The sequence below is a fragment of the Pseudomonas sp. LB3P93 genome, assembly GCF_054898025.1.
Map to the genome: position 1 here is coordinate 6,389,605 of NZ_CM142713.1, position 20,362 is coordinate 6,409,966.

At 60.0% G+C, this 20,362-nt stretch carries 21 protein-coding genes; all 21 read right to left on the minus strand.

Annotated features, from left to right (window positions below; translation table 11 throughout):
• Positions 1 to 2: 2 nt before the first annotated feature.
• The 21 genes from icmH to ACYZT8_RS29385 all read right to left on the minus strand — a co-directional run bounded on the left by icmH (position 3) and on the right by ACYZT8_RS29385 (position 20,202).
• Positions 3 to 878 (minus strand): type IVB secretion system protein IcmH/DotU, encoded by an 876-nt coding sequence (gene icmH, locus ACYZT8_RS29285; protein WP_461977899.1) that lies wholly within the window; start codon positions 876 to 878, stop codon positions 3 to 5.
• Between the two features lie 5 nt (positions 879 to 883).
• Positions 884 to 2,215, minus strand: a complete 1,332-nt coding sequence (gene tssK / locus ACYZT8_RS29290) for a type VI secretion system baseplate subunit TssK (RefSeq protein ID WP_461956333.1) — start codon at positions 2,213 to 2,215, stop codon at positions 884 to 886.
• Positions 2,216 to 2,217: 2 nt separating this feature from the next.
• Positions 2,218 to 2,718, minus strand: coding sequence for a type VI secretion system lipoprotein TssJ (tssJ, locus tag ACYZT8_RS29295; protein ID WP_461956334.1), 501 nt, complete (start codon positions 2,716 to 2,718; stop codon positions 2,218 to 2,220).
• Positions 2,719 to 2,723: 5 nt separating this feature from the next.
• Positions 2,724 to 3,920: a type VI secretion system-associated FHA domain protein TagH gene (gene tagH, locus ACYZT8_RS29300; protein ID WP_461977901.1), complete on the minus strand. Its 1,197-nt coding sequence runs from the start codon at positions 3,918 to 3,920 to the stop codon at positions 2,724 to 2,726.
• Positions 3,921 to 3,937: 17 nt separating this feature from the next.
• Positions 3,938 to 4,078: a type VI secretion protein gene (locus tag ACYZT8_RS29305; protein WP_092276060.1), complete on the minus strand. Its 141-nt coding sequence runs from the start codon at positions 4,076 to 4,078 to the stop codon at positions 3,938 to 3,940.
• 270 nt (positions 4,079 to 4,348) lie between these two features.
• Positions 4,349 to 5,866, minus strand: coding sequence for a sigma-54 interaction domain-containing protein (locus tag ACYZT8_RS29310; RefSeq protein WP_461977903.1), 1,518 nt, complete (start codon positions 5,864 to 5,866; stop codon positions 4,349 to 4,351).
• 10 nt (positions 5,867 to 5,876) lie between these two features.
• On the minus strand, positions 5,877 to 8,525 hold the full coding sequence (gene tssH, locus ACYZT8_RS29315) for a type VI secretion system ATPase TssH (protein ID WP_461977905.1): 2,649 nt from the start codon (positions 8,523 to 8,525) through the stop codon (positions 5,877 to 5,879).
• Between the two features lie 13 nt (positions 8,526 to 8,538).
• Positions 8,539 to 9,546: a type VI secretion system baseplate subunit TssG gene (tssG, locus tag ACYZT8_RS29320; protein ID WP_131062487.1), complete on the minus strand. Its 1,008-nt coding sequence runs from the start codon at positions 9,544 to 9,546 to the stop codon at positions 8,539 to 8,541.
• A complete protein-coding gene (tssF, locus tag ACYZT8_RS29325) occupies positions 9,510 to 11,297 on the minus strand; it encodes a type VI secretion system baseplate subunit TssF (protein ID WP_461977907.1) in 1,788 nt (595 codons plus the stop codon). The genes tssG and tssF overlap by 37 nt, the downstream gene beginning before the upstream one ends.
• Before the next feature lie 24 nt (positions 11,298 to 11,321).
• A complete protein-coding gene (locus ACYZT8_RS29330; protein WP_461977909.1) occupies positions 11,322 to 11,750 on the minus strand; it encodes a hypothetical protein in 429 nt (142 codons plus the stop codon).
• A complete protein-coding gene (locus tag ACYZT8_RS29335; RefSeq protein WP_461977911.1) occupies positions 11,747 to 12,172 on the minus strand; it encodes a hypothetical protein in 426 nt (141 codons plus the stop codon). Before ACYZT8_RS29335 ends, ACYZT8_RS29330 begins: the two co-directional genes overlap by 4 nt.
• Positions 12,173 to 12,195: 23 nt before the next feature.
• Positions 12,196 to 12,396 carry a hypothetical protein gene (locus ACYZT8_RS29340; RefSeq protein WP_461977913.1) on the minus strand — a complete coding sequence of 67 codons (201 nt, stop codon included), beginning with the start codon at positions 12,394 to 12,396 and terminating at the stop codon, positions 12,196 to 12,198.
• Positions 12,397 to 12,398: 2 nt separating this feature from the next.
• Positions 12,399 to 13,208, minus strand: a complete 810-nt coding sequence (locus ACYZT8_RS29345; RefSeq protein ID WP_461977915.1) for a hypothetical protein — start codon at positions 13,206 to 13,208, stop codon at positions 12,399 to 12,401.
• Positions 13,205 to 13,717 (minus strand): PAAR domain-containing protein, encoded by a 513-nt coding sequence (locus tag ACYZT8_RS29350; RefSeq protein ID WP_461977917.1) that lies wholly within the window; start codon positions 13,715 to 13,717, stop codon positions 13,205 to 13,207. Before ACYZT8_RS29350 ends, ACYZT8_RS29345 begins: the two co-directional genes overlap by 4 nt.
• A gap of 10 nt (positions 13,718 to 13,727) precedes the next feature.
• Positions 13,728 to 14,135 (minus strand): type VI secretion system baseplate subunit TssE, encoded by a 408-nt coding sequence (gene tssE / locus ACYZT8_RS29355; protein ID WP_008150080.1) that lies wholly within the window; start codon positions 14,133 to 14,135, stop codon positions 13,728 to 13,730.
• A 14-nt stretch (positions 14,136 to 14,149) separates the two neighbouring features.
• Complete coding sequence (gene tssC / locus ACYZT8_RS29360; protein ID WP_109626782.1) at positions 14,150 to 15,625, minus strand: type VI secretion system contractile sheath large subunit; 1,476 nt, start codon at positions 15,623 to 15,625, stop codon at positions 14,150 to 14,152.
• A gap of 28 nt (positions 15,626 to 15,653) precedes the next feature.
• Positions 15,654 to 16,157 carry a type VI secretion system contractile sheath small subunit gene (tssB, locus tag ACYZT8_RS29365; protein ID WP_019650069.1) on the minus strand — a complete coding sequence of 168 codons (504 nt, stop codon included), beginning with the start codon at positions 16,155 to 16,157 and terminating at the stop codon, positions 15,654 to 15,656.
• 32 nt (positions 16,158 to 16,189) lie between these two features.
• Positions 16,190 to 17,746 carry a type VI secretion system protein TssA gene (gene tssA / locus ACYZT8_RS29370; protein WP_461977919.1) on the minus strand — a complete coding sequence of 519 codons (1,557 nt, stop codon included), beginning with the start codon at positions 17,744 to 17,746 and terminating at the stop codon, positions 16,190 to 16,192.
• 649 nt (positions 17,747 to 18,395) lie between these two features.
• Positions 18,396 to 18,671, minus strand: a complete 276-nt coding sequence (locus tag ACYZT8_RS29375; RefSeq protein WP_003213368.1) for an HU family DNA-binding protein — start codon at positions 18,669 to 18,671, stop codon at positions 18,396 to 18,398.
• A gap of 192 nt (positions 18,672 to 18,863) precedes the next feature.
• A complete protein-coding gene (locus ACYZT8_RS29380) occupies positions 18,864 to 20,012 on the minus strand; it encodes an NAD(P)/FAD-dependent oxidoreductase (protein ID WP_461977920.1) in 1,149 nt (382 codons plus the stop codon).
• A gap of 22 nt (positions 20,013 to 20,034) precedes the next feature.
• Positions 20,035 to 20,202, minus strand: a complete 168-nt coding sequence (locus ACYZT8_RS29385) for a rubredoxin (protein ID WP_007954349.1) — start codon at positions 20,200 to 20,202, stop codon at positions 20,035 to 20,037.
• Between the last annotated feature and the right edge of the window lie 160 nt (positions 20,203 to 20,362).

The window sequence follows — 20,362 nt, forward strand, 5'->3', positions numbered from 1 at the left end:
GTTTACGGCTGCGACTGCGGCTGGACCGCGGCCGGATCTAGCTGCTGAAAAGGTTGCAGAACGGTTTCGCGTTGCTCGCCCAAGACCCAGGCGAAACCCGAATACATCACCACCAGGCAGACCACGGTGAACAGCACCACCATCCACGCCGGCACGATGCGCACCAGGCTGCGGCGCTGATCGTTCAAGCCTTCCCAGTGCGGCGACAATTCGCGAGGCACGTCGCCGCGCAACTGACGAATCTGGCGATACAAGGCGTCGCGGATGCCTTCGAGTTCGAGCATGCCGCGCGCTTGTACGCGGTACTTGCCTTCAAAACCGAGGGACAGGCACAGGTACATCAGCTCCAGCATCGGCAGGTGCTTGACCGGGTTTTTCGACAGGCGATCCAGCAGCTGGAAGAACTTCTCGCCACCGAAAGTTTCGTTGTGGAAGCTGCTGAGCAGGCTCATTTGCGACCACTCGCTTTCGTTGCCCCACGGCGTGGTCACGACGGCTTCGTCGACCACGGTGCAGAGCACGTAACGCGCGGCCATCACCTGGCTGCTTTCGGCGCCGTTGTGCAGCGCCCGCACTTCAAACAGTTTCAGCCCGGCGGTCAGTCGCTCGTTGAGCGCATACATGTCTTCGCGGGTGTCGCTGTGCTTGAGCCGCACCACTTCCGACAACAGGTCAGACGCGGCGGCCACCAGCGAATTGAGGCTGATGTTGAAGGATTCCGCCGGGCGCAGACGCGCGGCGTAGATCATCCGTTCTTCGAGCTGCTCAAAACGCGGGGGTGCGGCGAAATCTGTCAGCGGACTCTGCGCCGGGCCGTGGCCCTGGCGGTCGAGCAGGACGGTTTTATCGTCCTGGTTATGTTCCATGTCCTTGATCATGTCGGTCAGTTCCTGATGGCCCAGAATTTCAGTTCAAGCTCGGCGAATTCGCCGGACACGTGGAACGCGAAACCGCCGGAGCGCTCGAGTTGTGCCAGGTCTTCGGAACTGAGTTCGAGAATGAAATAGGTTTTGTTGGAGTGGAACGCGATCTGCCGTGGGGCCACCGGCAACGGTTTGACCTTGATGCCCGGCAGATGCAGGTTGACCAGTTGGCGGATGCGCTCCACCGGGCCGACCTTGAGGTGCGCCGGCAAGCGGTGGCGCAATTCTTCGGAGTCGCAGTTGGCGCTGGCCGCGAGCACGAACGACGCCGAGCCCAGCAGTTTGTGGTCGTGCAACGGCGAGACGATGATCCCGTACTGACGCGCTTGCAGGACCAGTTCGATGGCGTGTTGTTCGAGCACCATCGACAGGACCTGACGAATCGCTTCCATCAATTTGCGGAAGCTCGCGCCCTGGTCGCTGTGCTGGTAACGGCTGTCCAGACGCGGGCGTTTGCTGTCGCTGGAGAAGGTCGCCAGATCGCCGAGCATGGTCAGCAGCGTGCGGTACAACTCTTCCGGGTGAACCTGCTCCAGGCCGAGGTAGTGACGCAGCAGCAGTTCGGTGCGGTTGATCAGTTGCAGCATCATGAAGTCGCCGACTTCCGCGCCGCCGACCTTGCCGTTGGAACGGATACGGTCGGCGATGGTGTCGCCACGGTGGCCGAGCATGCTGATCACTTCTTTCAGGCACGACAGCAAGTAGCTGGACGAATGCGCTTGAATGTAGGTCGGCACGAAGTCCGGATCGAGGCTGATCACGCCGTCGGGCGTGGTGTCGAGCACGTCGCAGATTTTCAGCTTCACGTAGGCCTGGTCGCTCTGCTGCTCGCCGAGCAACAGTTTGAAGTCCGGGCGGCCGCAGCTGACCTGGCTGGCAGAGTCGTCGCCGGCGTTGGAGTCGGCCACTTCCGCTTCGTACGCGGTGAAACGTGCCAGCACATCGGATTGCTCCGGGCGACGGGCCTCGATGTGGTTGCCGGTAACCAGCGGCAGCGCCAGGTAAATCGGCGTGTTGCCAGTGTTCGGCGGCACGTCGAGGGCCAGCGGCTCGGTGTTGCCACCGAGTTCGAACAGGCTGCCGTCCGGCAGAATCCCCGAGGCCTGGCTGATCACCAGTTTGCCCATGTTGAGGAACTGCAAGTCGATGTCCAGGTTCAGGAAGCCCCAGGTGTAGCTGCCCAGCAACTGAGTGCGGGTCTTCATCTGGTGGTCGTAATAGCGGTCGTTGTGCTGGAAGTGCTGCGGACGCAGCAGCATGCCTTCTTGCCAAATGACTTTATGGGAATTCATGTTCAGTCATCCGCCTTGGCGAGCGTTTCGTTGCTGTTGCGAATGCCGGCCTGATCGAGGGTCAGGTCTGCGTCGGTGACTTCCACCGGGGTGACTTGCACCGTGTAGCGCCATTTGGTTTCCGGCAGGTCACGGTAGGCGGCGAGGATGCCGACGTAACGGCTGCCCTCCTCCACGCTGAGCTTGAGTTCGATGGTTTCACCCGGGCGCAACTCGAGTTCTTCGCTGGCCACCAGGTCCGGGGCCAGCGATTCCTTGGCGCGCTCGTACAGGCTGAAGAAGTCAGCGTTCTCGAAGGTCACCGGGTGCTTGAGCTCGAACAGACGCACGACGATCGGCGACGGACGCCCGTTGAGGTCCGGGTTCAGCTGATCGCTGGCGGTGAGCTTCAGGTTGAGTTTGGTGACGTGGGAATACGGCGACAGCGACGAGCAGCCGGCCAGCAGCACCAGGGCCGCGAACGCCGTCAGCGTCTTGAAAAAAGCGGTCGAGCAGCGAGACATGCGCATCATCCTTGGTGGTCGGTGTGAAGGGTGGAAATCAGGCGGATCTGTTCTTCGTAGGCCTGGGCAAAGTCGCGGGCCAGCAGGCGTTCGCTCCAGTCATCGTCCTGGCGCAGGGCCTGGTGATAACGGCCGTACGCTCTCCAGCGGCTGCCGGACGTGGCCATAATCGGCTTGTTGTCGCGCTCGAAACGCAGGGTCAATTGCTCTGGCGAGAAGTGATCCAGCGTGCCGCGAACGGCGGCGCGGCTGGCGGTCAGCAAGGCCACCTGATGCGCCTGCAAATCACGGAACGAACGAGAGATCGCTTGCTCGGCCGGCAATTGGCCCGGCTTGTTCGGCTGCAACAAAATGCCCAGCGCTTCACCGGCATCGACGGCGAATTTCAGCGGGTTTTTGTGGGTGCCTTGCACAGTGGTCTGGGCCAGGCGCAATTCATTTTTCAGTTCGCTGCGGGTGCGCAGGCTCTGCTGCAAACCGCCAACGCTCTGCTTGAGCAGGCGTGCCGCGTTCAGTGCCAGGGCTTCGCGGGCGTCGTGGTCGAGGCCTTTGAGGTCCACGCCCAGTGCTGCGCCGAAGTGATCCCAGAAACCTTCGCTCTGACGCTCGACGGCTTTCGGTGCCGGGGCTGGCTCGGGTTCTGCCGGGGCGTTGATCAGCTCCGGGACCATCAGGCTTTCCATGTCGATGCGCGCGTAGTCGGCGCGCTGACGGGTGTCCTCGATGGTGGTGCTCGGGCTGATCAACTCTTCGATTTCCGAGTACACGCGCTCTTGCTGATCGAGGGCGTTCAACGGATCGAGGTCGAGAAACGCATCATCCGGAATGATGCTGCCCGCCGCTTGCGGACGGCCGACTTCCACGTCGAAGGTCGCCGGGTCGCGCACCAGCCGTGCACGGATCTCGAAATCACCCAGCACGTACACGCTGCCGTGCTCGATGCGCATGGCTTCGCCCTTGCGCAGGCGCGCGCCGCTTTCGCTGTCCTGGATACCGTTACTGCTGGTATCGGTCAGGAAAAACGTGCCTTCGCGGTAGCTGATCACCGCGTGGTGGTTGGACAGATGACGCTTGCGGTCGGGAATGATCCAGTCGCAATCCTCGCCCCGGCCAATCACGCCACCGGCCTGTTTGAAGGTCTTCTGGCACAAATCCGTGGGCACGAACTGCTTGGTGTTCAGCATTTCGAAAACCAGTTCCATGGTGATACTCCTTGCGGTCACTTGCCGCGATTGACCGCCTGCGGATCACCCAATGGGCGATAGGTGTTGTCGTTGAATTTGTAATTGCCGCTGCAGCCGCCGAGGCCGCATAGAACGACGAGGGTCAGCAGGACGGCTTGCCAGTGACGAACAGGCATCAGAGGGTCTCCATGGGTAGACAAAGCACAAAGCGCCGACCCGGTTGGGCGGCGCTATCGAAATTGATTGGGGTGAAGTAGAGCGCTCTAGCCTGGGGTCTTGACGCAACCCCCTGTGGCGAGGGAGCTTGCTCCCGCTGGGCTGCGAAGCAGCCCCAAAACCGGCTGTCCGGTTTACTCAGGCGGACCTTGTTGGCTGGATTACGACTGCTGCGCAGCCGAGCGGGAGCAAGCTCCCTCGCCACAGGTCGTGCGTGGCTCAACATTGGGTTAACCATCGAAATCACCCAGGTTGATATTCAAACGCCCGAGGCGGTACAGCAGCGTGCGCCGTGGCAGGCCGAGTTCGCGGGCGGCGAGGGTCTGGTTGCCGTCGTTTTTGCGCAGGCAATCGAGCAGCAGGCTGCGTTCGACCTGCTCCAGGCGTTCGCGCAGGTTCAGGCTGTTGTCTTCCGGCATGGCTTCCATGCGCAGGGAGAAGTGCTCGGCCAGCAACTCGCCGCCCTCGCACAGCAAAACGGCACGCTCGACCAGGCCTTTGAGCTCGCGCACGTTGCCGGGGAAGGCATAACCGGACAGGTGATCGAGCGCCGCATCGGACCAACGCACCGCGTCCCGTTGCAGGAACGAGCACGCCTTGTCGGCGAAGTGCCGGGCCAGGTCGAGGATGTCGCCTTCGCGCTGACGCAGGGCCGGCAACTCGATCGGGAATTGCGCGAGGCGGTAGTACAAGTCCTCGCGGAATTTGCCTTCGCTGACCAGCACCGACAAATCCCGGTGTGTCGCGGCGATGATGCGCACGTCGATCTTGTGGGTGTCGTTGGACCCCAGCGGACGAATCTCGCCTTCCTGCAGCACGCGCAGCAACTTGGCTTGCAGGGATAACGGCATGTCGCCGATTTCATCCAGCAACAAGGTGCCGCCATTGGCCGCGTCGAACAGCCCGGCGCGGTCGCGATCAGCACCGGTGAACGCGCCTTTGCGATAGCCGAACAGCTCGCTTTCCAGCAGGTTCTCGGGGAACGCCGCACAGTTCTGCACGATGAACGCCTGGGAACGGCGCGGGCCGCAGTCGTGGATGGCGCGTGCGACCACTTCCTTGCCGGTGCCGGTTTCACCGCGCAGCAAGACGGTGTACGGGCTGTGCAAGACTTTGCTGATCAGCGAGTAGGTCTGGCGCATGGCCTTGCTCTTGCCGATCAAACCGTAACCACTGGCACTTGGGACACTGACTTTCATCGGTCGGACGTCACCGCTCGGCTGACGCAAACGCTGGAGCAAATGCAGTTGGCCGAGCACGAACGAACCCAGCTGCCCGAGGGAATCGGCGAAGCCTTGCAGGTCGATGTGCCGGCGACTGGCACACAGCAACAAGCCTTCAACAGCCTTCTGCTGATTGACCAACGGCACACACAGCAGCGACTGCCAAGGCGTGGCCTGCGGCGGCAGGAAACTGGTTTCGTGCAGGCTGCCGCTCAACTCGCTGAGGCTCACCACGCGGTTTTGGCACAGGGCGAATTGCAGCAGTTGTTCACCGTTGTAGTCCGCCGGCAGGCTCGCCGCTTCCCGCGGTTGCAGAATGCCGTTGAGGCACTCGGCATTCATCCCCAGGCAGGTGTGAGTCGCATCCAGCAGGTACAGCTGCGTCAATTCGCAACCACTGAGCTCGGCCAACCCGCGCACGAAGTCACCCAGCAGCGCAGCACCGTCCGCCGCGCGCGACAGGCTGGCGAACTGCGCCAGCAAGGCTTCGGCATAGACCAGCGGTTGCGGCACTTGAGTGAACATCACACCCACCTCAGGCGAACTCGCAAGTCACACTGGCGCCGCCGTCGAGCGTCGCGTGGACACGCTTGAGGCTTTCACCGGTGGCCATCGCGTCGAGCAAGCGGTCGGCCACCAGCGGCAGCACGTGCAGGTCGAGCAAGTGGTCGATCAAACGCGCGCCGCTGTCGCTTTGGGTGCAACGTTCGGCCAGGTGATCGACAAGGTCTTGCGAGTAGGTGAAATCCAGCTGACGACGGTTCAGGCGCTCGCCCAGACGACCGAGTTTGATTTCGATCAGCTCGCGCAGCACCGGGCCACCGACCGGGTAGTACGGCACGACGCGCATCCGCGCCAGCAGTGCCGGTTTGAAGTGCTTGCTCAGGACCGGGCGAATGGTTTCTTCGAGCACTTCGGCCGATGGCCGTGCGCCGTTTTCGCAGAGTTCGCTGATGCGGTCGCTGCCCAGGTTCGAGGTCATCAGGATCAGCGTGTTGCGGAAGTCGATCTCGCGCCCTTCGCCGTCGTTGGCCACGCCTTTGTCGAAGATTTGGTAGAACAGGTTCAGCACATCCGGGTCGGCTTTCTCGACTTCATCGAGCAACACCACCGAGTACGGCTTCTGGCGCACGGCTTCGGTGAGCATGCCGCCCTCGCCGTAGCCCACGTAGCCCGGCGGCGCACCGATCAGGCGCGACACGGTGTGCTTCTCCTGGAACTCGGACATGTTGATGGTGGTGATGAAACGATCACCGCCGTAGAGCAAGTCAGCCAGGGCCAGCGCGGTTTCGGTTTTACCGACGCCGCTCGGGCCGACCAGCAGGAACACGCCCACTGGAGCATCCGGTTTGTTGAGGCCGGCAGCGGTGGCGCGCATCGAGCGGTCCAGGGCGTGAACGGCTTGTTCCTGGCCCCGGATGCGCGTGCGCAGGTCGGTGGCGAAACTGGCGACCTTGGCATTGTGTTCACGGGCCAGTTGCGCCAATGGCACGCCGGTCCAGGCGCTGATCACTTCGGCGACCAGACGCGGGCACACTTCGAAGCTCACCAGACGTTCTTTGACCTGAAGTTCGGTCAGCGCTTTGTGAGTTTCGTTGAGAGCGGTTTCGAGGGATTCAACGCTTTGCGCTTCGTCCACCGGCAGCGTTTCGATCACGGTGCCTTCGGCGTCTTCTTCAACCGTGATGGTCGGCTCTACGGCTGCGGCTTCGCGGGCCTTGGCCAGTTGCTGACGCAGATCCAGCAGGCGTTCAGCCAGTTCTTTCTGCTCGGTCCACAGGTTTTCCAGCGCGACCATTTCCTCTTCGGCTTCGGCCAAACGCTCTTCCAAAGCGTCCAGCGCTTCGTGATCGATCAGCAAACCGGCTTCGGCATCACGGCGCAGCGCTTGACGCTGACGGCCACCTTCAGCCAGCTCGCCACGCAGGCGCTCAAGGCTTTCCGGGGCGGCGGCGAGGCTGATGCGTACACGGGCGCACGCGGTGTCGAGCACGTCGACGGCTTTGTCCGGCAGCTGACGACCCGCTAGGTAGCGAGCGGACAACTCGGCCGCAGCGACCACTGCGTCATCGCGCAGGTAGATGCCGTGGCTCTTCTCGTAGACCTGAGCCAGGCCACGGAGGATGGTCACCGCTTCGCTGACGGTCGGTTCGTGCAGTTGCACCGGCTGGAAGCGACGGGCCAGCGCCGGGTCTTTTTCGAAGTATTTCTTGTACTCCGCCCAGGTGGTGGCGGCGATGGTGCGCAACTCGCCACGGGCCAGGGCTGGCTTGAGCAGGTTGGCCGCGTCGGAACCGCCGGCATTGCCGCCCGCGCCGATCAGCGTGTGCGCTTCGTCGATGAACAGGATGATCGGTTTCGGCGAGGCTTTGACTTCGTCGATCACGCCTTTGAGGCGGCGTTCGAATTCACCTTTGACGCTGGCGCCCGCCTGCAACAGGCCCATGTCCAGAGACAGCAGCTCGACGCCTTTCAAGACTTGCGGCACCTCACCGGCGGCGATGCGCGAGGCCAGACCTTCAACGATCGCAGTCTTACCGACGCCGGCTTCACCGACCACAATCGGGTTGTTCTTGCGGCGACGGGCGAGAATGTCGACCATCTGCCGGATCGCACCATCGCGGCACAGCACCGGGTCGAGTTTGCCGTCGCGGGCCTGTTGGGTCAGGTTGTGGGTGAAGCGCTCCAGCAGCGATTCACCCGGTACTGCCGGTTTGCCGGTGGCGGGTTGCTCTTTCTGCGACAGGGCGAATTCTTTCAGGCGCTCGATGTTCAGCTTGGACAGCAACGACTGATAACGGCTGCCCGCGTAGCGCATCGGGTTACGCAGCAGTGCGAGGATCAACGCGGCTTGCTCGACCTGGCTCTGGCCCAGTTCAAGGTTGGCCACCAGCAACGCGTCTTGCAGCCACTGCACCAGTTCCGGGGCGAACACCGGGTTGCGCGAGGCGCTATGCTCAACCCGCGATTGCAACGCGGCGCTCAGCTCGCCGGCATCCACTTCGGCGTCTTGCAGCGCGCGTGCGAGCAAGCCTTGCGGGCGCTCCAGCAGGCCGAGCAGCAAGTCTTCGACGAGGATTTTGCTGCCGCCACGGGCGACGCAGCGCTCGGCAGAACTTTCCAGATCACGACGGGTTTCGGCGTCCAGCGCCTGGATAAGTTGTTGCAGGTCTACGTTGATCATTGGTCATCTGTCCTTAATGAATTTTGCTGCCCAGGGTCACCACGCCGTCCGCTTTTTCGCGGCCCAGCCAACTGGTCCATCCCAGGCGACAGGCGTTTTGCTCACCGATGCGCAGTTCGCGGATTTCTTCCTGGCGCAACACCAGGCGAATGTCGTAATCGAGCGGGTCACGCAGGGTGAACCGCACCAGCGCGCACAGCGGCTGGTAGCCGAAACCGATTGGCAGGAATTCGTGGAAGCGTTGCCAGTCGAGCTCGCGGATGTGGATGCGAAATTTGCCGCTGCGGTCGCGCACGTGTTCGCCCAGCACCAGGTCTTCGCCAAGCAGGCTGTTGGCGCGGCCCAAACGATTGCGCTGCTCTTCGAGAATTTCCACGCGGCGCTCGATGCACTGCTCGATGGTCAGTTCGGCGTGCTTGAAGTAGTAACGCAGCACCGCTTCGATCAGCGCCGCCGAGTGCGCCCGCAAGCTGAGCAAACCGAGGTACGGCAGCAGACGTTTCCAGTTCAGTTCCTGAGCCTTGCGAATCTCTTCGCCGCCGAGGCCGATCAAGGCGAACAACTGCGCCGAGAACGGGTCGAGGGCGCCGCTCTCGAAACTGGCGCGGTAACGGTACTTGCGCCAGATCGGCAGCATCAGCCGTTGCAGGCGATGGTGGAACAGGTCGAGGAAGTTACGAGTCGGGTTGCCGTCCTCGCTGTCGCCCAGGGCCTGCTCACCGTAGAACGCCGGCAGCGGCGAGCCGGAACCGACCAGGCCGATCAGGTTGAAACGCAGGCGCGCGCGCATCTGCCCGTGCTCGTGGAAAAACTCCACGCGATCGACGTCACTGCCAGGGAAACCCAGGCTCGGGTTGGCCTGGAATTCCAGCTGGTCGTACAAGTCATCCTGGCTCAGGTGCGGGTGGGCCTCGCGCAGCCGGTCAACCACCAGCAGCACGGCCTGAAACAGCGAGTACTCGCGTATTCCTCGGGTCAGTCCGCTTAAAGCAGCGGCTGAAGGCCCATACGTGGTGTCCATTGGTACACCTCTCCCTGTGTGCTTTTTACCCGCAGCTCGTGGAATGAATTGAGACTGGCGTAAAGCGCGAAAAACTCGTTAAGAACCGAGGCGAAAACGAACAGGTCGCCCTCGCCGATATACCCTTCCGGGTCGATGGTCAGCTCGGTGCGCAACCCGCGTACCGGCAACCCTCGGTGCAACCGGTCGACGTGTTGGTGCTTGATCGACTTGAGCCCGCCCAGCAGGCGTTTGCTGACTTTTTCAGCGTGTTGGTCGTAGTAGCGCGGCAGGTCGTAGGTTTCCAGAATCACCTTCAACGCATTGACGTCGGCCAGCGACAGATAGTTGAGCGACATGTTGCTGATCAGCTTCCAGAGGAAGTCGCGGTTCAGCGGCGGCGCGAAACTGGATGTGGCCGGGGTGATGTTGCGGAAACTCAGGAACTCCGGCGTCTCTTCACAGGCCTGGCTGATGTCGCCAAGCTTGAGTTTGCGCGGCAGGTTCTGGTTGGTGCACATCAGCTCGATCGACAGGGTTTCGTGGGCTTCGGTGTGGCGGATGCCGAAGCTCAGGTACGTGTCGAGGCCGTCGTGCAACAGCGACGAACGCTGGCGGATGCTGTAATGCGGACGGCTGGTGGGCACGTCGAAACTCGGGTCGTGCTCGAAGGATTCAAACGGCACGTACTCCTGATAACCGAGGCCGCCGGGCTTCCAGCCGGTGACGGTTTCCACCGAGAACACGCCGCAGTTTTCCAGATCGAATTCCGCCGGCAACAGCAGGTACTCGTCTTGCTTGCCGTCTAGGCGGATCGGCAGTGCGTCGTGCTTGAACAGGTTCACGATTGGCGTGCAGTAGAGCTTCACGTTATCCAACGTCGGACGCATCCGCATGATGCCGCTCTTGCGAATGTCGAAGCGCAATTCGAGACCGCGCATTTGCTTCAGCGTGTCTTCCGGCAACGCTTTGAGCATGTCCAGGCCGTTGACGTCGACGAACAGGAACTTGTCCTGGAAGGCGAAGTATTCCTGCAAGTAGCGATAGCCACGGAAGGTGTTCAGCGGATACGGGATCAACGCTTCTTCTTCGGCAAAACCCACCGGCTGCACACGGTCGCCAGGCATCTTGAACGCCATCGGCAGGCCGTTGACGCCATTGATGGGCTTGCCGGCGCCGTCCAGCGGAATCAGCTCGATGCCTTCCAGGTTGCGCAGCAGGCTGAGGTACAGCATCTGACTGATGTAACGCTCACCGGCGAAGTGCAGACGCAGGCGGCTCAGCTCCAGCTCACCGAGGTGGCCGTCAGCGCTCATCTCCAGACGCAGGCTCAACAGCGAACCGTCGCCCTTCACCGAGTAATTCAGCGCGGCCAGATCCAGCGGCAAGACTTCGGTTGGGTAGCAAGTGCGGAAGCGGCAACGCACGTCATCGATCGGCACACTCTCAATCGGCGTATCGCGCTCGACCATCAACGCAGGCCCCGAACGCTTCAACGGATCGAACTGCAAAATGCTGAACGCCGGCAGCGGCCGCATGTAGTTGGGCCACAGCAGGTGCATCAGCGAGTGGCTGAGCTCGGGCAGTTCGTCATCGAGCTTCTGGCGCAGGCGCCCGGTCAGGAACGCAAAACCTTCCAGCAACCGCTCCACGTCCGGATCCCGCCCGGCCTGACCCAGGAAAGGCGCCAACGCCGGGCTACGCTCGGCGAATCGACGACCTAACTGGCGAAGTGCGGTGAGTTCGCTTTGGTAGTAGTGGTTAAAGGACACGGGTTACCTTCCTGGTGGTGGATCTCATGAAAAAAACGTCCTGTAGAGCGCGACCGTCAGACCGGAAATGACGTAGCCGGAGATCAGCAGATAGGGCAAAAACACTACCCATACCACCATCATTACAAGCCCGCCAAGTTGCCCAAAAAGCAAAAGCCCCAGCCCGCCGATCATCCACGGCACCGCGTAAAAAGGGATGAACATCAGTGGCGCACACCAGATTTTCTTCACGATCTGCTGTTCGGTTGCCCTGCTCAGCCCTCGGGTTGCCCACGCGGCAAAAGCGATATAGGCCAAGGCCCCGAACCCGAGGACGTGGATCGTCAGAAATTGCTTCCAGTCGAATACCCTCGGGTACCACACGGTTGACTCGAGATACATCAGAACCTCGAACGCGACGATCGGCACCCAGAGCGCCGCCGTCAGGAAGAGGCGTCGGCCCAGGCTGATCATGCAACCTTCCCTTGCATAGGGTTCACGGGCATCACTTGCCGAATCAGAGCGCGTCTTTCCCAACGCAACTCAATGACCTGCGTTACCAGAATCGCCAACAATGTCACGCCGCCCTGGGCCACGGTGTAGAAGAGCGCACGCAGCGGGTTGTCCGGCACCATGGTGAATAGAATCCAACTGATCATTACCGCAAGGACGCCCAGCTTGGCCCACAGGTTCGGGAGCAGCGCGACCACCAGGTTCACCCCGAAAAAAATATAAATGAACATGTAATGAGCAATACCAATCCCCACGCCACGGGTGGTGAATCCGCCGTTGAACGCTTTATAGGCGACGACAACTGCGTCGTTCAGGAACACGTAGGCGAGGCATCCAGCGGCATGGAACACCAGGCACATGGCAACGCGGACGTAGATATTCATACCGCCCATCCTTAGACCAATCATTAGACCCTGGGGTGCGTCAAGTAATACAAACCCAGCAGGTACATCACCGGGATCGCCATAACACATAAAAAATTCAAAACTTTGTAGTATTTTCTAGCCCTAACACTTGGAACCAGCCCGACAACGCCAACTACAAAACAGAAAATAGCTAACAAACCAAAATAATTGTTATCTACCATCCCAGCAAAGTAGCCTTCCATGCTCATTCCTTATTAAAGCCGACAAAATTCCAGCGATAAAACTCAAACGCCTTGAGAAAATCTGCTCTGACGACTCCTCTGCCTGGATTGTAGTAAGTCCAGCCAGATACATCTTTGGCGAAGTAACCTTTTTCAATAGGAAGGCCTACGTATCCACCACTTTGGGGGTCGGCCATATTCTCTCCTTTTAATCTCACCGCCCAAGTAAACGGCCACACAATAGCTGCATCAGTATTTCCCTGGCATATATCTATGCGGTCACCGGTTACGGACACTGCCATTTGAATATGGTGGGCAGTCGTCATCATAGGCCGGTCAAGCGCTTGAGCTAGGATGTCGCCAGGCTTCAGAGCGTCGACACTTGCTACTGCCGTGGTGTTTTCTACCGTGTTTTGCATCTCACGGGCACCGTAGGTATACATAACCATTTCTGCGAAACCATACATATTCGAGGCATATCGGTCATGCACCGCCGGGCTATAGTTTTCCATGTTCTTATAAGTTCTGACTCCGGTTTTAAGTTTTACCGGCAGCCCCCGCTTACTGGAAAATTCAACCAAAACGCGTATCGCAAAATCTTCACAGGTAAACCTGTAATCACTTACCTCACCGTCTTTATTCCAATACTTCTCATTGATCAGCCTTTCCGCAATCATCGGAGCTTCATTCTGATAGGCTGCAATTTCAGCTTCTGACCACAAGGTCGTAGTTGGCCAAAAGACCTTTAAAACTACTTCTTTTCCAACCGGGTCAGCTTTCGGAGTTAAAGCCACCGCGGAGATATACAAACTTGAGAGGACTTCCGCGGTCATAGTAAAACCCCGTCGATAGCCGGATGAAAATCAAAGCTCTCGCCTTCCTTACCTCCAATCATTTGCGTTCTTCCCATCGCATCTGTTTGCCCCGAAACAACTTCTCCCTTGGCATTCTTGATGTGATACGGAATCCCCTGTAATGGATTACCGTCTTGGTCCTTCATCACAACATGCTGGCAATGAGAAAAAAGCATTAGTGGAATCGGCGGAACAAACGGCACCGGAGAATGCGAATTCCCGATAATCACCGTCCCGGACCCGGCCGTAACCTTGTTGCCATGAGTCCCAACGGAATCCACCGTCGCAGCCGGTTTGCCGTTAATCAAAACAGTCGTCGCCAACCCGCCCGACATCGCACCACCACACGCCGAGGCATCGCCTTGGCGGGCGGCCGCGAGGCCGTCGAAGAAGACGTCGCCGGAACCGGCGGCGATCGGGTTGGTGCCGTGGCCGGGGAGCGGGCAAGCGGTGGGGTCGGATACGCGTGCTGCTGGTTTGCCGGACATACGAATCTCCTTAGTTGACCTTGACTTGACCGCTGCCATCCAGGCGCGCGGCGAAACTGACCTGACGCTTGAAACCATCAACTTCCAGCAGGCCTTCGATGCTGAAGGACAGGCGAAGCTGATCGTGATCACGCGGCAGGGAGATGACACGCACATTGCTCAAGCGTGGCTCGTAGGCTTCGATAAAATTTTCGATGGCCAGACGGGCCTGACTCAGGGAGTCGTGCAGGCTCAGACGCATGTCATTGAGATCGGGTAGCCCGTAATCGGACAGCGTTTGCACGCTGCCCGCACGGGTGCTGAGCATCTTGGCCAGATGGGCAGCCACGGACGCCATGGCGGAGACCTCGCGGCTCCAGCCGACGCGTTTGTCCGCGTCGCCACCCAGGCGTTCGAAAAGGCTGCCGTATCCAGTCATGAGTTAGGCTCCGCTTACTCTTTGTCCAGCTTGCCAACCAGCGACAGGGTGAAATCGGCCCCCATGTACTTGAAGTGCGGGCGCACGTTCAGGCTGACGCGGTACCAGCCAGGCTCGCCTTCGACATCGCTGACGATGATCTGGGCAGCGCGCAGTGGACGACGGCCACGGACTTCGGCGCTCGGGTTTTCCTGGTCGGCCACGTACTGGCGGATCCACTTGTTCAGTTCCAGCTCGAGGTCGGTACGTTCTTTCCACGAACCGAGTTGCTCGCGCTGCAGCACTTTCAAGTAGTGAGCCAGGCGGTTGACGATCATCATGTACGGCAGTTGGGTGCCGAGCTTGTAGTTCAGCTCTGCGGCCTTGCCTTCTGCGCTGATGCCGAAGAACTTCGGCTTCTGCACCGAGCTCGCGGAGAAGAACGCCGCGTTGTCGGAGCCTTTGCGCATGGTCAGGGAGATGAAGCCTTCCTCGGCCAGTTCGTATTCACGACGGTCGCTAACCAGAACTTCCGTAGGAATCTTGGTTTCGATTTCGCCCATGCTTTCGAAGTGGTGCAACGGCAGGTCTTCAACCGCGCCACCGCTTTGCGGGCCGATGATGTTCGGGCACCAGCGGAATTTGGCGAAGCTGTCGGTCAGCTTGGTGCCGAACGCGTAGGCGGTGTTGCCCCACAGGTAGTGCTCGTGGCTGTTGGCGACGGTTTCTTTGTACACGAACGATTTGACCGGGTTTTCTTCCGGGTCGTACGGGTTACGCAGCAGGAAACGCGGCACGGTCAGGCCAACGTAACGGGAGTCTTCCGACTGGCGGAAGCTCTGCCATTTGGCGAATTGCGGGCCTTCGAAGTGATCTTTCAGATCCTTCAGGTCCGGCAGACCGGTGAAGCTTTCCAGGCCAAAGAATTTCGGGCCGGCCGCAGCAATGAACGGCGCGTGCGACATGCAGGCAACGCTGGACACGTACTGCATCAGTTTCACGTCCGGCGAGCTTGGGGACATGAAGTAGTTGGCGATGATCGCGCCCACAGGCTGACCACCGAACTGACCGTATTCAGCGGTGTAGATGTGCTTGTACAGACCCGATTGCATCACTTCCGGCGAATCGTCGAAATCGTCCAGCAGGTCTTCTTTGGAGACGTTGAGGATTTCGATCTTGATGTTTTCGCGGAAGTTGGTGCGATCGACCAGCAACTGCAGGCCACGCCACGACGACTCCAGGGACTGGAAGTCAGGGTGGTGCAGGATTTCGTCCATCTGACGGCTGAGCTTGGCATCGATCTCGGCGATCATGCGGTCAACCATGGCCTTCTTGACCGGCTCACCGTTGTTCTGCGGCTTGAGCAGCTCTTCGATGAAGGCCGACACACCGCGCTTGGCGATGTCGTAGGCTTCGTCGTCCGGCGTCAGGCGGGTCTCGGCGATGATGCTGTCGAGAATGCTGTACTCGCCGTTCTCTTTGCTCTTTTGCTGTGCTGCGCTAGTGCTCATTGTGTTGGCTTCCTTGGCTGATGGAGACTCAGGCGTCCTGGGCTGCGGCGTTCAGGCCCAGCTCACCCAGTACGCGACCGCGGGATTCGTCGTCGGCGAGAACGCCTTCGATGGCTTTGCGGAACGCAGGCGCGTTACCCAGCGGGCCTTTGAGGGCCACCAGCGCGTCGCGCAGTTCCATCAGTTTTTTCAGCTCAGGCACTTGCTCGACCAGGCTGGCCGGGTTGAAGTCCTTCATCGAGTTGACGCGCAATTGCACGGCCAGTTCGTCGGCTTCGCCATCTTCCTGAAGACGGTTCGGCACGCTCAGTGTCAGGCTCAGCTCTTGCTTGGCCAACACTTCGTCAAACGTCATCTTGTCGATACTGATCGGCTTGCGATCTTCGACTTTGCGTTCATCCTTGCGGTGGGTGTAGTCACCGATTGCCAGTAGTTTCAACGGCAGTTCGATCTCTTCCTGGGCACCACCGGTGGCAGGTTTGAAAGTGACGTTGATGCGTTCCTTGGGGGCTACCGAGCCTTCTTTGGCCATGGCTTTTCTCCTTGCGGTTGTGGCCCTGGGGCCTATTCGAGTACCACTTCGAGATCGAGGTGGCACAGCCTGCGATAAATCTCTTCCTTGCGTTCACGTACGGCATGGTTCTGCGGCAACAACTCGCAGCAGCTATGCAGTAAATGCAGCACTTCCAGCGCAAGATCGGGCTCCCAGGCGTTCAGGCCTGAGTCCTGTAATGTTTGGTCCAGCGTTTCGAGTTGGGTTTTGGCCAGTTCGTATTTCTTGGCCATGAAGCACAGCCGCGCGAGGGCGAACTGCCAGAAGAACCGCACGCGTCCGCCGTGGGCGCTTTGCAGGCCCTGCTTGAGGATCTGCACGGCAGCCTTGAGGCCGTCCTTGCGCAGGATCGGCAGGACTTCTTCCAACGCCACTTCCCAGGCCGGCTGGGTGTCGGCGACTTCAACCTTGCGCGGCGCACTGGCGCTTTGCAGGTGCGGCATGACGTTGGCGCTGATCCAGGCGCGGGTGGCCGGATCGGCGAACGGCGCGCCGTCGTGGAAACGCAGCTCGACGATGCCGGGCAGGCGCTGAATCAAAAGCGCGAAGTGGATTTCCACTTCGCGCATTGCCATCTCGGCGTTCAGCCCCTGAAGGCATTCCCAGACCATTCGCTGGCCATCGAACCAGAACGGCGCCTTCGCCAGGCTCGCCTCCAGTTCCACCAGCAGGTCGGCGTATTTGGCCTGATCGTAACGGTCCTGATAGGCCTTGAGCTTGTCGGCGGGCAAGCCGCGCAGCACGGTGATTTGCTCAGCGTTGCGCTCAGGCACCGCATCAATGGGCAGCCACAGCAGCGTGCGATTGAGGCGCAAGGCGCGCAGGTCAGTGGCTTTCTGCTTGAGCCACCAGGCGCACAATGGACGGGCGCTTTCCTGCTGGGCGCGCAGGGCTTTGTGGGCTTCTTTTTCGTTGTCGATCGGTGCGCCGGGGGTGAACAGCTGCGTGGCGGCCTGTTTGACCTGGGCCACCGCAGCGCCCACCACGCCGGGTTCCGGCTGGTTGTCAGCGGCGCGTTGCACCATGTTTTTCAGGCGACGGGAGATCGGCAGCAGCAGCGGCGCGTCGTCACCCAGGTGCTCGGTGCAAGCGGCGTCGAGGCCTTCCAGATGTTCGACCAGTCGCCGGAACATCGGCAGCTGTTCTTTGATCGCGACGTTTTCGGTCAGTACCTGCTCAAGACGCGGCACCAGCCAACTGATCGCAGCGGAGCGGGTACGGGCCTTGCTCGGGTGAACTTCGGCCCAGTGGTTTTCGCACAAGTGGTGCAGCAAGCCGAGGCCGGCCAGCAGGCCTTGAAAGGATTCACGCTGGTACAAGGCCCACGTCAGCCAGGCGCCGACCCGCAAATCCTTGGACTGGGTGCGCAGCAGGTTTTCGCTGTTTTCGCGGATTTTCAGCCAGTCGATCTGGCCGCTTTCGTGCATGGACGAGGCTTTCGCCAGCTCGCTTTCCAGTGCTTCATACTCGCTCGAAAAGCGAACGTCCTCGCCCGCGAAATTCTCTTTGGAAACAGAGGCTTTTGCGAGTTCAAGGTAATGAGCAGAAAGTTTGCTTGAGTAGGACATCCATGGCCTTTAATTAGGATTACGGTCGAACGCCAATTGCAGTTGCAGCAGCGCGGGACAGTATCAAAGAGCTGCGATGAGTCTCATCCAATTGAGTTCGTGCTCTTTCAAGTGGGCGCATCGTAATCACAATGATGGCCACTAGCAAGCATCCGATTAAACAACAAGACGAACTGTTGTTTATTGCGTGTAGGAGATTTCCCTATATGTGTAAGGGGATTCCCTGATGTCGATTTAATATTTCCCCCTTCATCTGGCAGCCCTGAAACCGTTGAGCCAGAGCGGCCGGTTAGGCCTTCATCAAATCGTGGACAGCACCGCCCTAATGGCAGGCGGGAAGCATGCCAACAATAGAGGAGGATGAATGTAGGAACTGTCCGAAAGATTGCGGTCATCTTCGAACAAACGAGGGGCGACATCAGAGAGTTAAGAAAGTGCCATCTTTATGATGGCACTTTATATAAGGCATTTTTTTTGTAAGGTCGTTCGCGAACAAATGGATGTGTGGGCAGTTGTTTTCCAACCTGTATTAATTAGTCCACCAAACATACACAGAACAAAAAACGCTCATAAAAAATGGGCACCCGATTCAATCGTTGTGCCCATTTTTCAATACGGTTCTCCCCGTTATTCAGGGAGTTCGCCGCAATTATGGATTAACGCTGTCTTTCAACGACTTGCCTGGCTTGAACGCAACGGTGTTGCTGGCCTTGATTTTGACGGGCTCACCGGTTTGCGGGTTTTTGCCGGTACGGGCACCACGGTGGCGTTGCAGGAAGGTACCGAAACCCACCAGCGTGACGCTGTCTTTGCGGTGCAGAGCGCCGGTGATTTCTTCGAGAACGGCGTTGAGAACGCGGTTGGCCTGCTCTTTGGTGAGATCTGCTTTTTCCGCGATGGCGGCGGCGAGTTCTGGTTTACGCATTAGTGAAGCCCCTTTGACGGTTTTTTGTTGTTATGTCCGTGCTGTTCTCGTTGGAACAGCGCCCAAAGCGCCGCAGGTGCTCTACTCTGCGGCAGACGGGAGTGAGAATGGCATGCACGGAAGAGCCGCGCCAGTCTCGGCGCGACCTTTGTAGGGGCAAAAGCGGGGTGATTCCGACAGAACGACCGGTATTTACGCCAGCAGTGCCGGAAGCTCTTTGTTGAGGGCCAGTTTTTCCATCACCGCCGCGCCTGTCAGGGCATAACCGAGCAGTTTTCCGCTGGCATCGCGGCACAAAACCTTGATGTCCGCGCCCTGCCCTTCGACGGTCCAGACGCCCTCGGCGCCCCGTGGTGGCGGCGAAACCACCAACGGACAGACCGGGGTTTTCACGGTGATCGGCATCGGGCCATAACTCACGGCCGTAGGGTTGCCGGCGAGGGTTTGTGCCAGCGCTCTCGCACAGCTCATCAGGGGCATTACGTACAACAAATTCAGCCCATCGACCTCGGCGCAGTCGCCCAAGGCGTAGATATTGGCGTGGGAGGTCTTCAGGTGGCGGTCGACCACCACGCCGCGATTGACCTGCACACCGGCCGCAGCCGCCAGATCGATACGTGGACGCAGGCCAATGGCCGAAACCACCACGTCGCAGGGAATCACCTGACCATCGGACAGATGCGCTTCCACACCGTCCGCGACGCGCTGCAAGCGGTTGAGCACCGGCCCAAGGTGGAAACGCGCGCCCAGGCTTTCCAGCCCGGCCTGAACCGCAGCGGCTGCGGCCGGGTGCAGCAGGGTCGGCATGACTTGCTCGCACGGTGCAACCAGTTGCACCTCATAGCCACCGAGAATCAAGTCGTTGGCGAACTCGCAGCCGATCAGGCCGGCACCGAGCAGCAGCACCCGGCGCTTACCCGCGGCAGCGGCACGAAAGCGTGCGTAGTCTTCCAGGTCGTTGATCGGGAACACCGCATCAGCCGCGTCGCCTTCGATGGGCACCCGCACGGTTTCCGCGCCCCAGGCCAGGATCAGGTCGCGGTAAATCACCGCTTCCTCACCGATCCACAGGCGTTTGTGGCCCGGATCGATGCCGCTTATGCGTGTATGAGTACGCACTTCGGCCTTCAATTGCTCGGCCATGGCGCCCGGTTCGGCCATGCTCAGGCCGTCGGCGTCTTTGTTCTTGCCGAAACCGGTGGAGAGCATCGGCTTGGAGTAGGAGCGTCCGTCATCGGCGGTAATCAGCAGCAGCGGGGTTTCGCCATCGAGCTTGCGAAACTCGCGGGCCAGGTTGTAGCCGGCCAGCCCAGTGCCGACGATCACGACAGGTGCGTTCATTCCTTACTCCTCGGTTTTTTTATTAGTTGATTTCAATCATTTCGAAATCCATCTTGCCGACGCCGCAGTCCGGGCACAGCCAGTCTTCCGGTACGTCTTGCCACAGCGTGCCCGGCGCAATGCCGTCGTCCGGCCAGCCGTCGGCTTCGTTATAGATCAGGCCGCAGACCACACATTGCCACTTTTTCATTCAGGTACTTCCTCAGGATTCAGGCTTATTGCCGGCGCGGACGGTCGATAGGTGGAGCGATGCCGTCCGGCTCAGGGGCGTTTTGTACTGATCAGGCCCGGCAGATGCAAGCCTGTTCGGCGTAACGGCGGCCCGGATCAATCAAAATCGCTGGCTGACA

What these genes read in the sequence shown, in the direction of transcription:
- tssJ (WP_461956334.1), bottom strand. Translation starts at nt 2,718, where the DNA reads ATGTCTCGCTGCTCGACCGCTTTTTTCAAGACGCTGACGGCGTTCGCG.
- tssC (WP_109626782.1), bottom strand. Translation starts at nt 15,625, where the DNA reads ATGAGCACTAGCGCAGCACAGCAAAAGAGCAAAGAGAACGGCGAGTAC.
- ACYZT8_RS29330 (WP_461977909.1), bottom strand. Translation starts at nt 11,750, where the DNA reads ATGATCAGCCTGGGCCGACGCCTCTTCCTGACGGCGGCGCTCTGGGTG.
- ACYZT8_RS29350 (WP_461977917.1), bottom strand. Translation starts at nt 13,717, where the DNA reads ATGTCCGGCAAACCAGCAGCACGCGTATCCGACCCCACCGCTTGCCCG.
- ACYZT8_RS29375 (WP_003213368.1), bottom strand. Translation starts at nt 18,671, where the DNA reads ATGCGTAAACCAGAACTCGCCGCCGCCATCGCGGAAAAAGCAGATCTC.
- tssG (WP_131062487.1), bottom strand. Translation starts at nt 9,546, where the DNA reads ATGGACACCACGTATGGGCCTTCAGCCGCTGCTTTAAGCGGACTGACC.
- ACYZT8_RS29385 (WP_007954349.1), bottom strand. Translation starts at nt 20,202, where the DNA reads ATGAAAAAGTGGCAATGTGTGGTCTGCGGCCTGATCTATAACGAAGCC.
- tssB (WP_019650069.1), bottom strand. Translation starts at nt 16,157, where the DNA reads ATGGCCAAAGAAGGCTCGGTAGCCCCCAAGGAACGCATCAACGTCACT.
- tssA (WP_461977919.1), bottom strand. Translation starts at nt 17,746, where the DNA reads ATGTCCTACTCAAGCAAACTTTCTGCTCATTACCTTGAACTCGCAAAA.
- tssH (WP_461977905.1), bottom strand. Translation starts at nt 8,525, where the DNA reads ATGATCAACGTAGACCTGCAACAACTTATCCAGGCGCTGGACGCCGAA.
- ACYZT8_RS29345 (WP_461977915.1), bottom strand. Translation starts at nt 13,208, where the DNA reads ATGACCGCGGAAGTCCTCTCAAGTTTGTATATCTCCGCGGTGGCTTTA.
- ACYZT8_RS29310 (WP_461977903.1), bottom strand. Translation starts at nt 5,866, where the DNA reads ATGTTCACTCAAGTGCCGCAACCGCTGGTCTATGCCGAAGCCTTGCTG.
- tagH (WP_461977901.1), bottom strand. Translation starts at nt 3,920, where the DNA reads ATGGAACTGGTTTTCGAAATGCTGAACACCAAGCAGTTCGTGCCCACG.
- ACYZT8_RS29305 (WP_092276060.1), bottom strand. Translation starts at nt 4,078, where the DNA reads ATGCCTGTTCGTCACTGGCAAGCCGTCCTGCTGACCCTCGTCGTTCTA.
- ACYZT8_RS29340 (WP_461977913.1), bottom strand. Translation starts at nt 12,396, where the DNA reads ATGGAAGGCTACTTTGCTGGGATGGTAGATAACAATTATTTTGGTTTG.
- tssK (WP_461956333.1), bottom strand. Translation starts at nt 2,215, where the DNA reads ATGAATTCCCATAAAGTCATTTGGCAAGAAGGCATGCTGCTGCGTCCG.
- tssE (WP_008150080.1), bottom strand. Translation starts at nt 14,135, where the DNA reads ATGACTGGATACGGCAGCCTTTTCGAACGCCTGGGTGGCGACGCGGAC.
- icmH (WP_461977899.1), bottom strand. Translation starts at nt 878, where the DNA reads ATGATCAAGGACATGGAACATAACCAGGACGATAAAACCGTCCTGCTC.
- ACYZT8_RS29335 (WP_461977911.1), bottom strand. Translation starts at nt 12,172, where the DNA reads ATGAATATCTACGTCCGCGTTGCCATGTGCCTGGTGTTCCATGCCGCT.
- ACYZT8_RS29380 (WP_461977920.1), bottom strand. Translation starts at nt 20,012, where the DNA reads ATGAACGCACCTGTCGTGATCGTCGGCACTGGGCTGGCCGGCTACAAC.